General features: G+C 43.6%; 2 protein-coding genes. Both read left to right on the top strand.

Features of this window, described 5'->3' with window-relative positions:
* The first annotated feature begins 6 nt into the window (after window positions 1-6).
* The gene (locus tag KIH88_RS01675) at window positions 7-6,423 is read left to right on the top strand and encodes a SpGH101 family endo-alpha-N-acetylgalactosaminidase (protein ID WP_213988354.1); all 6,417 of its coding nucleotides are present in this window, start codon (window positions 7-9) and stop codon (window positions 6,421-6,423) included.
* A 139-nt stretch (window positions 6,424-6,562) separates the two neighbouring features.
* Window positions 6,563-14,923, top strand: a complete 8,361-nt coding sequence (locus KIH88_RS01680) for an SIALI-17 repeat-containing surface protein (protein ID WP_213988353.1) — start codon at window positions 6,563-6,565, stop codon at window positions 14,921-14,923.
* Window positions 14,924-15,317 lie beyond the last annotated feature (394 nt).

The following is a 15,317-nucleotide window of genomic DNA, read 5'->3' on the forward strand; positions in this document are numbered from 1 at the left end:
GAGTTTATGGACAAACAATTTTTTGAAAAACGCTGTAAGTTCAGTATTCGTAAGTTTACGCTTGGAGTAGCTTCGGTGATGATTGGAGCGACTTTCTTCGCAGCTAGCCCAGTGTTGGCTGATCAAGCAAGGGTTGGTTCAACAACTAATTTACCGAGTGAGCTAGCTGATTTGGATAAGAAGGCTAGTGATGAGGGGCACGATTTTGACAAGGAAGCTGCTGCTCAGAATCCTGGTTCAGCTGAAACTACTGAAGGCCCTCAAACAGAAGAAGAGTTGTTGGCTCAAGAAAAAGAAAAGTCTGAAAAGCCAAGCAATCTGCCAAAAGAATTAGAAGATAAGTTGGAGAAAGCTGAAGACAATGGGCGTGAAGTTGACAAGGATCAATTGGCCCAAGATACTGGGAAGCTCGTCCCAGAAGATGTGGCTAAGACTACCAATGGGGAATTAAACTACGGCGCAACTGTTAAGATCAAGACGCCATCAGGAGAAGGTAGCGGTATTGTCGTTGCAAAAGATCTTGTTTTGACGGTTTCTCATAACTTTATCAAGGATAGCCAAGACGGCAATATCCGTAAGGTCGTGGATAATGACCAAGGGGATGGAGATATCTATAGTATCTCTTATCCAGGATTGCCAGATGTCAAGTTTAGCAAGAACGATATCATTCATTGGGATCGTGAAGGCTACCTAAAGGGCTTCAAAAATGATTTGGCCCTTGTGAGATTGCGTACAGTTCTCGAAAACACGCCTGTTGAAGTAACCAAAAAGCCAGTAGTTAAGAAAATCGGAGATAAACTCCATGTCTTTGGTTATCCAGAAGGGAAATTGAATCCGATTGTCAATACTACAGTTGATTTTGCGGAACCATACGGAGAAGGTGTCCAAGGGATTGGTTACCAAGGAGGGAAACCAGGCGCTAGTGGTGGCGGTATCTTTGATACAGAAGGCAAACTAGTCGGTGTTCACCAAAATGGTGTAGTTGGAAAACGGAGCGGAGGCATTCTCTTCTCACCAGCTCAACTAAAATGGATCCAAGACCACATACAGGGAATTTCAAGTGTGAAACCAGCAGACTTGGAAGAGAAAGAAAAACCGGCTGAAGAAAAACCAAAAGAGGATAAACCTGCAGCTACTAAACCTGAAACGCCTAAGACAGTCACCCCTGAATGGCAAACAGTAGCGAATAAAGAACAACAGGGAACAGTTACGGTTCGTGAAGAAAAAGGTGTCCGCTACAATCAATTGTCCTCAACTGCACAGAACGACAATGGCGATAAACCAGCCTTGTTTGAAAAACAAGGATTGACCGTTGACGCTAATGGAAATGCGACGGTTGATTTAACCTTCAAAGATGATTCTGAAAAGGGCAAATCACGCTTCGGTGTCTTCTTGAAATTTAAAGACACCAAGAACAATGTTTTTGTTGGTTATGACAAGGACGGCTGGTTCTGGGAGTATAAATCTCCAACCGATAGCACCTGGTATAAGGGCAATCGTGTAGCAACACCAGAACCAGGTTCTGTAAACCGTCTTTCTATCACTCTCAAGTCAGATGGACAACTCAATGCAACGAATAATGATGAGAAACTCTTTGATACGGTCACTTTGCCAGCAGCTGTCAATGAAACTCTCAAAAATGAGAAGAAAATTGTCCTAAAAGCTGGTTCCTATGGCAATGAGCGTACAGTTGTCAGCGTTAAAACAGACAATCAAGAAGGCGTAAAAGCGGATGATACTCCTGCCCAGAAAGAAACAGGTCCAGTTGTTGACGATAGCAAGGTGACTTATGATACGCTCCAGTCTAAGGTACTTAAGGCAGTAATTGACCAAGCCTTCCCTCGTATTAAAGAATACAGTTTGAACGGGCATACCTTGCCAGGACAAGTCCAACAATTCAATAAAGTATTTATCAACAAACACGAAGTCACACCTGAAGTTACTTACAAAAAAATCAATGAGACAACTGCAGAGTACTTGATGAAGCTTCGCGATGATGCTAATCTTATCAATGCAGAAATGATGGTCCGTCTGCAAGTTGTTGATAATCAGTTGCACTTTGATGTGACCAAGATTGTCAACCACAATCAAGTTACTCCAGGTCAAAAGATTGATGACGAAAGAAAACTACTTTCTTCTATTAGTTTCCTTGGTAATGCTTTAGTCTCTGTTTCGAGTGATCAAGCTGGTGCTAAGTTTGATGGGGCAACCATGTCAAACAATACCCGTGTCAGCGGAGATGATCATATCGATGTAACCAATCCAATGAAAGACTTGGCCAAGGGTTACATGTATGGATTTGTTTCTACAGATAAGCTTGCTGCAGGTGTTTGGAGCAACTCTCAAAACAGCTACGGCGGAGGTTCTTATGACTGGACTCGTTTGACAGCTTACAAGGAAACAGTCGGAAATGCCAACTATGTTGGAATTCATAGTTCTGAATGGCAATGGGAAAAAGCTTATAAGGGCATTGTTTTCCCAGAATACACGAAGGAACTTCCAAGTGCTAAGGTTGTTATCACTGAAGATGCCAATGCTGACAATAAAGTCGATTGGCAAGATGGTGCCATTGCTTATCGTAGCATTATGAACAACCCTCAAGGTTGGGAAAAAGTCAAGGATATTACAGCTTATCGTATCGCGATGAACTTTGGTTCTCAAGCCCAAAATCCATTCCTTATGACCTTGGATGGTATCAAGAAAATCAATCTTCACACAGATGGTCTAGGACAAGGTGTTCTCCTTAAAGGATATGGTAGCGAAGGCCATGACTCTGGTCACTTGAACTATGCTGATATTGGTAAACGTATTGGTGGTGTTGAAGACTTTAAGACCTTGATTGAGAAAGCTAAGAAGTACGGTGCCCACATTGGTATCCACGTGAACGCTTCTGAGACTTATCCTGAGTCTAAATACTTTAATGAAAATATTCTTCGTAAAAATCCAGATGGCAGCTACAGCTATGGTTGGAACTGGCTAGACCAAGGTATCAACATTGATGCTGCTTATGACCTAGCACATGGACGTTTGGCTCGCTGGGAAGACTTGAAGAAAAAACTTGGTGATGGCCTCGATTTTATCTATGTGGACGTTTGGGGCAATGGTCAATCAGGTGATAACGGTGCTTGGGCTACCCACGTTCTTGCTAAAGAAATTAACAAACAAGGCTGGCGCTTTGCGATTGAGTGGGGCCATGGTGGTGAGTACGACTCTACCTTCCAACACTGGGCAGCTGACTTGACCTATGGTGGATATACTAATAAAGGTATCAACAGTGCCATCACACGCTTTATCCGTAACCACCAAAAAGATTCTTGGGTTGGGGACTACAGAAGTTACGGTGGTGCAGCCAACTACCCACTTCTAGGTGGCTACAGCATGAAAGACTTTGAAGGTTGGCAAGGAAGAAGTGACTACAATGGCTATGTAACCAACTTGTTTGCCCACGATGTCATGACCAAGTACTTCCAACACTTCACAGTAAGCAAGTGGGAAAATGGTACCCCAGTTACCATGACCGATAATGGTAGCACCTATAGATGGACTCCAGAAATGAAGGTTGAGCTAGTCGATGCAGCAGGTAACAAGGTTGTTGTAACTCGTAAGTCAAATGATGTCAATAGTCCACAATACCGTGAACGTACAGTAACTCTCAATGGATGTGTCATCCAAGATGGTTCAGCTTACTTGACTCCTTGGAACTGGGATGCAAATGGTAAGAAACTTCCTGCTGATAAGGAAAAAATGTACTACTTCAATACGCAGGCCGGTGCAACAACTTGGACCCTTCCAAGCGATTGGGTTAACAGCAAGGTTTACCTTTACAAGCTAACTGACCAAGGTAAGACAGAAGAGCAAGAACTAACTGTAAAAGATGGCAAGATTACCTTAGACCTTCTAGCAAATCAACCATACGTTCTCTACCGTTCAAAACAAACCAATCCTGAAATGTCATGGAGCGAAGGCATGCATATCTATGACCAAGGATTCAATAGCGGTACCTTGAAACATTGGACCATTTCAGGCGATGCTTCTAAGGCAGAAATTGTCAAATCACAGGGCGCAAATGAAATGCTTCGTATCCAAGGCAATAAGAGCAAGGTCAGCCTTACTCAGAAATTAACTGGCTTGAAACCAAATACCAAGTATGCTGTTTATGTAGGTGTCGATAACCGTAGTAATGCCAAAGCAAGTATCACAGTGAATACTGGCGAAAAAGAAGTGACCACTTATACCAATAAGTCACTCGCTCTCAACTATATCAAAGCATATGCTCATAACAATCGTCGTGACAATGCTACAGTTGACGATACAAGTTACTTCCAAAACATGTACGCCTTCTTTACAACTGGATCGGACGTCTCAAATGTTACTCTGACTTTGAGTCGTGAAGCTGGTGATGAAGCAACTTACTTTGATGAAATTCGTACCTTTGAAAACAATTCAAGCATGTACGGAGATAAGCATGATACAGGTCAAGGAACCTTCAAACAAGACTTTGAAAATGTTGCTCAAGGTATCTTCCCATTCGTAGTGGGTGGTGTCGAAGGTGTTGAAGATAACCGCACTCACTTGTCTGAAAAGCACGATCCATATACACAACGTGGTTGGAACGGTAAGAAAGTTGATGATGTTATTGATGGAAATTGGTCATTGAAGACAAATGGGCTGGTGAGCCGTCGTAACTTGGTTTACCAAACTATTCCTCAAAACTTCCGTTTTGAAGCGGGTAAGACTTATCGTGTAACCTTTGAATACGAAGCAGGTTCAGACAATACCTATGCCTTTGTAGTCGGTAAGGGAGAATTCCAGTCAGGTCGTCGTGGTAGTCAAGCAAGCAACATGGAAATGCATGAATTGCCAAATACTTGGACGGATTCTAAGAAAGCCAAGAAGGCAACCTTCCTCGTGACGGGTGCAGAAACAGGCGATACTTGGGTAGGTATCTACTCAACTGGAAACGCAAGCAATACTCGTGGTGATTCTGGTGGAAATGCCAACTTCCGTGGTTATAACGACTTCATGATGGATAATCTTCAAATCGAAGAAATCACCCTGACAGGTAAGATGTTAACAGAAAATGCTTTGAAGAACTACTTGCCAACTGTAGCCATGACTAATTACACCAAAGAGTCTATGGATGCTCTGAAAGAGGCGGTCTTTAACCTCAGCCAGGCGGATGATGATATCAGTGTGGAAGAAGCGCGTGCTGAAATTGCCAAGATTGAAGCCTTGAAGAATGCTTTGGTTCAGAAGAAAACAGCCTTGGTAGCAGAAGACTTTGAAAGTTTGGATGCGCCAGCTCAACCAGGTGAAGGCCTAGAGAATGCTTTTGATGGTAATGTATCTAGCCTATGGCATACATCTTGGAATGGAGGAGATGTAGGCAAGCCTGCAACTATGGTCTTGAAAGAACCTACTGAAATCACAGGACTTCGTTATGTACCACGTGGTTCAGGTTCAAATGGGAACTTGCGAGATGTAAAACTGGTTGTCACAGATGAGTCTGGCAAGGAGTATACCTTTACTGCAACTGATTGGCCAGATAACAACAAGCCAAAAGACATTGATTTTGGTAAGACAATCAAGGCTAAGAAAATTGTCCTTACTGGTACCAAGACTTACGGAGATGGTGGCGATAAATACCAATCTGCAGCGGAACTCATCTTTACCCGTCCACAAGTAGCAGAAACACTGCTTGACTTGTCAGGATATGAAGCAGCTTTAGCCAAGGCTCAAAAATTGACAGATAAAGAAAATCAAGAGGAAGTGGCTGGAGTTCAGGCGAGCATGAAATATGCGACGGATAACCATCTCTTGACGGAAAGAATGGTGGAATATTTTGCAGACTATCTCAACCAATTAAAAGATTCTGCTACGAAACCAGATGCTCCAACAAGTAGCAAGGGTGAAGAACAACCACCAGTTCTTGATGTACCTGAATTCAAAGGCGGCGTCAATGCAGCAGAAGCAGCTGTACATGAAGTCCCTGAGTTCAAGGGCGGTGTCAATGCAGCAGAAGCAGCTGTACATGAGGTCCCTGAGTTCAAGGGTGGAGTCAATGCAGCAGAAGCAGCTGTCAATGAAGTCCCTGAGTTCAAGGGTGGGGTTAATGCAGTTGAAGCAGCTGTCAATGAAGTCCCAGAGTTTAAGGGAGGAGTCAATGCGGTCCAAGCCTTGGTAAACGAGAAACCAGCCTACACAGGTGTATTGGCTACTGCTGGAGATCAAGCAGCTCCAACAGTTGAAAAACCTGAGTACCCGCTCGCTCCAAGCCCAGTAGCTGATGCCAAAACTCTGGAAGATAAAGAAGAGCAACTTCCTGCTACAGGAGAACATGGTTCAGAAGTGGCCCTCTTCTTAGCAAGTGTTAGTATCGCTTTATCTGCTGCGGTTCTTGCGACAAAACGTAAAGAAGATTAATGAGATTTGATTTCAGCAGTTCAAAGCAACTCGAATCAAAAAAAACAAACAGCCGGAGAGGACCTCTTGGTTCTCTCCTTTTTCAAAGGAGAAATGATACCGCTTACTCATGTATGCGGATGAAAGGAATAGGAGAAAGATGGATAGACATTTTTTTGAGAAACGCTGTCACTATAGTATAAGAAAATTTGCAATCGGTGCAGCCTCCGTTATGATTGGTGCTAGTATCTTTGGCGCCAATATGGTTCAGGCGGCAGAAACAGCAACACCTTCAGAGACAGAGGGAAGTATTACTCATGTTCAAGCCTTGGATAAGTTACCTGATGATTTAGCCGCTGCGCTTGAAAAGGCGGATGCAGAAGCTGCAACAGAAGCAAGTCATGAAGAAACTCCAGCGACTGATGAGGGAACCAATCCTGCAGCAAGTGAAGAGGCAAAACCAGAGACAAGTCCTGCAAGTCCCAAGCCAGCAGAAACGCCGAAATCGGTTGAAACACCAAAGGTGGATGATCAACCTGCGGGAACCACTACGCCCGCACCAAAACCAGCTGAAAAGCCAATCGAAGATAGAGAAGATGTCAACCATCTCGAAGGTGCTACTGCTCAGGCGAGCAACCATGAGACTGGTACCAACTTTACTGCGGATAAAGCTATCGACGGAGATGACAATACTCGATGGGCTACAGATAGAGATGCAGTAAAACCAACTTTTGAACTAACTCTGCCAAAGACTACCTTGATCAAACATGTAGAAATTGATTGGGATCGTCGTCTTCGTAATGGGCAGAATGACCCCAATATCAAATCTTGGAGCCTCTACTATGCAGGTCAAGAAGACGTGGGCGCTAATGGAGAAAAACAATGGAAACTCGCTCATACCAAAACTGGAGATCCTGTTTTAGATGAGAAAGTAGACCTAGCTGACAGTATCAAAGCTAAGTACCTCAAATTGGAGATCAATGATTACCAAGCGGGCACAATGGGTTGGAGAAATGTTGGTATCCAAGAAATTCGAGCTTATTCAAACGTTCCGGACCATAGTAAGGTAACGGATATCCGCCAAGTAACCGAACTAACAGTAGCAGAAGATGGACAGTCTCTTGTCTTGCCTAGTCTACCAGGGGAAGTTAGTCTTATCGGAAGCAATAAACAAGGTGTAATTGACCTTCAAAATCGTATCCATAAACCTCTGACAGATCAACGCGTTAAGGTTATGGTGCAGCAAATCAAAGACAGCCATACTTTCACTAAGGAATTTGAAGTAGTCATCAAGGGCCTACATCAGGACGAAGGTGTGGGTGTGAAACCAAAAGTAGCACCAGCTGTTCAACAATGGTATGGGAAAGAAGGCCAATCTTCTATCACTTCAGATACAGTTCTTGCGACAGGAGATTCAGGCTTTGATCAGGCTGCAACCTTCTACCAGTCGGATCTTGCCAGTCGTGGATTGGAACTGGCGACAGGTGACAAGCAGGCTCAAAAACGAATCGAATTTAAAAAGGTTGAAAACAAGGGGTACGGTAAGGAAGGCTACGGCATCACTATCCAAGATGATGTGATTACCATCGAAGCTGCCACAAATACAGGAGCCTTTTACGCCACTCGGACTCTTCTTCAAATGGGAGAAACAGACCTACAAAATGGTGAAATTCGCGATTTCCCAAGTTTCAGCCACCGTGGCTTTATGCTAGATACAGGTCGTAAATTTATCCCTTATGACACTCTTGTAGACATCATGCTCAACATGGCTTACTACAAGATGAACGACTTGCAGTTGCACCTTAATGATAACTATATCTTCCTAAAAGAACACTTGGCAGGTAAGAATTTAACACAAGAAGAAGAGCTTAAGTACGTTCTAGAACATGCCAAGACTGGTTTCCGTGTGGAGACAGACATTGTCGGTAAGAATGGCCAAAAACTAACATCAGATGAGCATTATACCAAGGAAGAAATGCAAAATCTGATTAAACTTGCCAAAGCCTTGCATATCAACCTAGTGCCAGAAATTGACACACCAGGTCATGCCTTGTCCTTTGTCAAAGTCCGCCCAGACCTCATGTATCAAGGTAGTCTGAGAGATTATGCAGGCAAGCACAATGTCGAGCGCGTAGCTATGCTAGACCTAGATAATAAATACGATGAAACGCTAGCTTTTGTCAAATCTGTTTATGACAAACTCCTCGATGGTCCAGATGCACCGCTTCATGGGGTATCAACTGTTCATATCGGAACGGATGAATACTATGGCAGCAGAGAAAGCTATCGTCGCTATGTCAATGACCTTATCAAATACATTAAAGGAAAAGGCTATACCCCTCGTATCTGGGGTTCACTCAGTGCGAAACGTGGGAGCACTCCTGTTGATTGGAACGGAGTAGAAGTTGATATCTGGAGTATTAGTTGGCAACGACCAAATGAAGCCATTGCTCAGGGAGCTAAGATTATCAACATCACAGATGTGCCGACCTATAGTGTCCCAAGTGGAAGCAATAGTCAAGCAGCCTACGGGGACTATGCAAACTACGAACGACAGTACAACAGCTGGACACCGAATGATTTTAGAACAGGTGGAGGTCCGCTTCTACCAGCTTCTCATCCAAGTATCCTTGGTGGTGGGCACGCAGTTTGGAATGACAATATCGACCTTCATGAGACCGGTTTGACCTCTTATGATATCTTCAAACGCTTCTTCAAGAGTATGCAAACCACTGCAGAGCGCACCTGGGGATCCGACCGTGCAGCTGCGACCTTTGCAGAACGCACCCTACCAACCAGTCCTTATGCGCCGCAGTCAAATCCTGATAAAGAGATTGATCAAAGCGACTTGTTTACCATCAATCCTGAAACAGTCAAGAACTATGCAAGCAAGAAGGTGAAGACAAGCGAGCAGGGATTGGCTTTTGAGAAAGACAGCAGTATCGAAGGCTTGGCTGGTGATGTTGGTCCAAGTCACGTCTTGAAGTTTGATGTAACTGTCACTGGAGACGGGGAACAAACCTTCTCAACAAGTGGGGACAATCGTATCTATCTAGCTGATAAAGACGGCTACCTTGCTTATCAATTTGAACAGTTCCATATCCAATTCAATAAAAAACTTGAAAAGAACAAACGTTATCAAATCTCTATTGTTACCAAACCACAATCTACAGAAGTCTATGTGGATGGTGAGAAGATTGAGCGTATCGCAAATCCAGCCCACCCTCGCTTTGCCCACAATAGCTTGGTACTACCGCTTGAAAGCATCGGTGGTTTCAAAGGAATCTTGCATAGTGCAGAGTTGTCGGATAAACCATTTGTAAATCCTCGTTTGATTTCAAATGATAAGATTACAGCAACCGCAAGCAGTCAGCAACTTCCAGGAAACGCGACTGAAGGCGCTGTTGAAAAGGCCTTTGACAATGATCCAAATACCTTCTGGCATACTAAGTGGACTGGTGACACTGCGCCATACACCCTTACTATGACCTTGAAAGAAGCAGAAAAAATCAATGGCTTGACGTATCTCCCACGTCCAGGTGGTGGAAATGGTGTTGTGACGCGCTACGAAATCTACGCACAAAAAGATGGCCAAATGGTCAAGGTTTCAGAAGGAAGCTGGGACAACAACGCCCAAGAAAAAACAGTCAACTTTGCGGCAGTACATACCAACAAGATTGAGTTGAAAGTATTGGAAGGCGTTGGTGGTTTTGCAAGTGCAGCCGAAGTTCATCTATTGAAACCTGTCAAAGAAGAGCAAGAAACGCCTGCACCAAGTCAACCAGAAAAACCAACTACACCTGAAAAACCAAAAGTAGACCAAACCAGTGATGGAACAGTTGAATTGGCAGATCAATTCACTGCAAGTAAACCAGCTAGCGAAGACAGCATTGCAGATGCCAGCAAGAGCGCAGACTATCTCAAGAAAGAGTACAAGGTCTTCCCAACGCCACAAAAAGTGACTTATGGAGAAGGAGTCACAGCTCTTCGTAAGCAAGTCAATCTGGTCATGGGCAATCAACTCGATATCTATACTCGTAATCGCTTGAAGAGTGTCTTGCAGGACAATCAAGTATCTTATACAACTGGTAAGGCGGCAATCGCTGGCGCAACCAATATCTATCTTGGAGTGCATGGACAAGGTTCACAAGCAGAGCAAAACTTGTCCAAGGTTTCAGCAGGTTTCTTTGACAAGATTGACGCCTATGTCTTGAGCATCAAGGATAACTCGATTTCCATCGTCGGAAAAGACACAGATGCGGTCTTCTATGGTTTGACAACCTTGAAACACATGCTCAAGGAAAGTCAAGTGCCAGTCCTTCGTAATGTGACAGTAGAAGATTACGCAGAGCTCAAGAACCGTGGTTTCATCGAAGGTTACTATGGAAACCCATGGTCGAATGCCGATCGTGCAGAGCTCATGCGTTTTGGTGGTGATTTGAAATTGAACCAATACTTCTTTGCACCAAAAGATGATCCATACCACAACAAGAAATGGCGTGAACTCTATCCAGAAGAAAAACTAGCTGAAATTCGTGAACTTGCTCGCGTCGGAAATCAAAGTAAAACACGCTATGTCTGGACTATCCATCCATTCATGAACAACCGCATCCGCTTTGGCAATGAAGCGCATTACCAAGAAGATTTGGCAACCATCAAGGCCAAATTTACCCAGCTGATGAAAGTGGGTGTCCGCGAATTTGGTATCCTTGCAGATGATGCTCCAAGCCCTGTCGGAGGCTACAATAGCTATAACCGCTTGATGCAAGATATGACCAAGTGGTTGACTGAAATGCAGGGAACCTACAGCGGTCTTCGCAAAGAAATGATTTTTGTTCCTGGCCAGTATTGGGGTAATGGACGTGAGGATGAGTTGAAATCCCTCAATGAAAATCTCCCAAGTTCAGCATCCATGACCTTGACGGGTGGTAAGATTTGGGGTGAAGTCTCTGAAAGCTTCCTTTCAACTCTCAAGAACAATCTATCCGCAGGTGGCAAGACCTATCGCCCAGTTTCACTTTGGATTAACTGGCCAGTAACAGATAACTCCAAACAACACTTGATTCTAGGTGGTGGTGAGAAATTCCTTCATCCAAATGTGGATCCAAGCTTGCTATCTGGTATAATGTTGAACCCGATGCAACAGTCTGAGCCATCTAAGATTGCCCTCTTTTCAGGAGCTCAATACTCATGGAAACAGTGGAAATCAGAAGAAGAAGCTAAGAAAATCAATGATATTGCCTTCAACTTTGTAGAAAATGGTCGTTTTGAAGATAGCAAGGTATCAGCAGCCTTCCGCGAACTTGGTAAGCACATGATCAACCAAAACATGGATAATCGTGTCGTCAAACTAGAAGAATCGGTAGACTTAGCTCCAAAATTGACAGACTTCATGACTAAGCTCAAAGCAGGTCAGGATGTGACTGCAGAACGTGCAGCTTTGCGAGCTGAATTTGCCAAGATTAAAGAAGCAGCCGAGCTTTATAAAGCATCAGGCGATCAAAAGATGGTTACACAAATCCACTATTGGTTGGATAATGCAATCGATCAAATGAATGCTCTCGATGCCTTCCTTACAGGAACTGAAGCCATGGCTACAAATGATGCAGCTAAGCTTTGGGATAGTTACTATAAAGGATTGAAGTTCTACGAACAGTCTCAAACGCACACCTTCCATTATGTAGACCATATGGAAAAAGCTGAATTGGGTGTTCAACATATTCGTCCATTTATCCTATCCTTGAAGGAAGTTCTAGCATCTGAAGTTCAAAAAGTCTTGCATCCAGACCAAATCATCAGCACCTTTATCACCAATCGAACAGGTGTAGAAGGTGGTTTGGCAGAAGTAACGGATGGTGACTTGGCAACCCACGCGATTATTAAATCACCAAACAGCATCAAGACAGGTGATTATATCGGTATGAAATTCAACAAACCGATAGCGATTCAAACCTTGACCTTTGCTATGGGAACGCAGGCTAATCCACGTGATACCTTTAGTAAGGCAGAAGTACAGTATCAAGATGAAAATGACAACTGGGTAACCTTGAAAGAGCCAAGCTATGTCGGAAATGAATCCCTTCTTAAGTTTGAAAATCTCACTATCAAGACCAAGGCAGTTCGCATGATTGCGACAGAGAATCGCGAGAACACCTGGTTTGCAGTTCAGGAAATTGCAGTTAACCGTCCAGTTGAAAAAGCTCGTAGCCAACAAGCAACGACAGTTAGTCTAAGCTCAAACTTAGTTTACAAACTAAATACCTCAGCCCGTCAAATCACTGATGGTAAGGACAATACAGAAGCCATGATGGCAAATGCTGACGGTAGCAATACGACACCAGTAGATGCCTGGGCACAACTTGACCTCGGTGAAGTCAAGTCAGTCACTAAAGTTCGCCTTCGCCAAGGAACGGGTGATAAACTTGCCGCAGGTGTACTTGAGTATTCTACAGACGGTACTGCATGGCAAGAGTTGGATCGCCTATCGGGAGAACAAACCAAGGAAGTGACCAGAGCGATCAATGCTCGTTACATCCGAGTACGCAATACCAAGGCTCTCGACCTCTGGTGGCGTATCCAGGATTTCTCTGTTGAGACACGTTCTGGAAATAGTGAGTTAACAGACACCAACGTGGAATCCTTGAAGGAAACGCCGGTAGTGGATAGCTTGGGCAGTTACGAGCTTCAGATTCCAGCTGGAACCAAACTCCCTGCTCATAGCTATCTAGGAATGAAGCTTGACCGTATCCATCAGATTAAGAGCATCCAGCTCCAAGGTCAGGCTAACCCAGCTCTTAGCCTAGAGTACTCTGCAAATGCGCAAGAGTGGACGCCAGCTAGCCAGTTGACAGACAGATCTGTAGTGAGTCACTTGGTACGTTATGTTCGTCTGGTCAATAAAACAGATCAGGAACAAGCTGTGACAGCTACTTCTCTCCTTGTGACAACCAAAGAAGTGCAACCAACCAAACTAGAATCTACAACTATGGGCATTCACCCAACATACGGAAGCAATGATGTTCGTAAACTGAACAACCTAGATCAACTATTTGACGGTGTTTACAACAACTTCGTTGAGTTTTCAGACTACGCCCATAAAGATGGTCACGTAACCTTGAAACTTGGTAGCGAACGTACCATCAAGAAGATTAGAGCTTATATCCAAGACGGAACACAAAACTATCTTCGTGACGGTAAGATTCAAGTCAGTCAAGATGGTAAAACTTGGACAGATGTCGTTACAGTAGGAGATGGTGTGGCCAATAGCCAACACGATGATTCATTGACAGATGGTTGGACACATGATTCTAAGATGCCAGGAAATCGCTACATCGAAGGTGAGTTGGCGACACCAGTCAAAGCTAACTATCTCCGTGTCCTCTATACAGCGGATTATGATGCCCGTTTTGTAGGATTTACAGAATTAGTGATCAATGACGGTGAATTTGTCAAACCAATCAATGATCCAACAGTAGAAGGAAGTAGTGGAGAAAGCCAAGGCAACCTTTATAATAATCTTGTAGACGGCAAAGTCTTGACCAGCTATAAGTCTGAAAAAGACAAGGGCGAGTTGGTTTATCACTTGTCTGAGCCGACCAATGCCAACCACCTTCGTCTTGTTTCCAGTCTTCCTGAAGGAACGAAAGCACGTATTCTTGCTAGAACACTCAAGAATGGTCAAGACAGCTGGACAGACCTCGGTGCCATTACATCCAGTCTCCAAACCTTCGCTATCCGAAATGGTGGCTCTCTTCTAGACGTCAAATTAGTCTGGGAAGGCGGCAAGGCTGAGTTTTATGAATTGGCAAGCTTCCATCAAGCATTAACAGAAGAATCGGTTCAATCAAGCAAGGGTGAAGAGCAACCACCAGTTCTGGAGGTTCCTGAATTCACAGGTGGTGTCAATGCAACTGAGGCCTTGGTACATGAAGTACCAGCCTACACAGGCCCATTAGCAACAGTAGGTGACCAAACTGCTCCAACAGTAGAGAAACCTGAGTTTCAAGGTGGTGTCAATGCAGTTGAAGCCTTGGTACATGAGCTTCCAGAGTACACAGGCCCATTATCGACAGTAGGTGACCAACCAGCTCCGACAGTTGAGAAGCCTGAGTTCCAGGGCGGTGTCAATGCAGTTGAAGCTTTGGTACATGAAGTACCAGAGTACACAGGCCCAGTAGCAACAGTAGGCGACCAACCAGCTCCGACAGTTGAGAAGCCTGAGTTCAAGGGAAGTGTCAATGCAGCTGAAGCCTTGGTACATGAGCTTCCAGAGTACACAGGACCATTATCGACAGTAGGAGATCAAGCCGCTCCAACTGTAGAGAAACCTGAGTTTAAACTTAGCTCTTTAGCCTCCGATCAAGGTAAGACGCCAGATTATAAGCAAGAAATAGCTAGACCAGAAACAGCTGAACAAATCTTGCCAGCAACTGGTGAGAGTCAATCTGACACAGCCCTCTTCCTAGCAGGTGTTAGCCTAGCCCTATCTGCTCTCTTTGTAGCAAAAACAAAGAAAGACTAGTATTTAGTAAAACCACTTAACAAGATTACGAAATCAGTTTCTTATCTTTTCCAATGAGGTTTATAGTACGCAGAAAGCCTGAGAAGAAATCTTCTCAGGCTTTTGCTAAGCATATAAATACGATACTGCTATGAAAAAATCACCCAGAGTGATCTATTTTAATAGTCTTTTTACAGAAAATAATTTTTTAAATTCAATAAATGTTCACACATACATTATTTAACTTTTTAAGACTCAAGATAACTTATAAATTTTATTATATGTTAAAATTTTTCCTATTTTATTTTTTTAAATATATCCTCATTCACATCTAACCAACTAGCATCATCTTCCCGCATTGGAATATACCTTATATCATGGAAACTATTAAATTTATTAGTATATATAGGAAGTT

The organism is Streptococcus oralis, assembly GCF_018448765.2.
Taxonomy (GTDB): Bacteria; Bacillota; Bacilli; order Lactobacillales; family Streptococcaceae; genus Streptococcus; species Streptococcus oralis_BM.

Bases quoted from the DNA above. Each gene is read 5' to 3' on its own strand.
- KIH88_RS01675 (WP_213988354.1), top strand. From the start codon at position 7: ATGGACAAACAATTTTTTGAAAAACGCTGTAAGTTCAGTATTCGTAAG.
- KIH88_RS01680 (WP_213988353.1), top strand. From the start codon at position 6,563: ATGGATAGACATTTTTTTGAGAAACGCTGTCACTATAGTATAAGAAAA.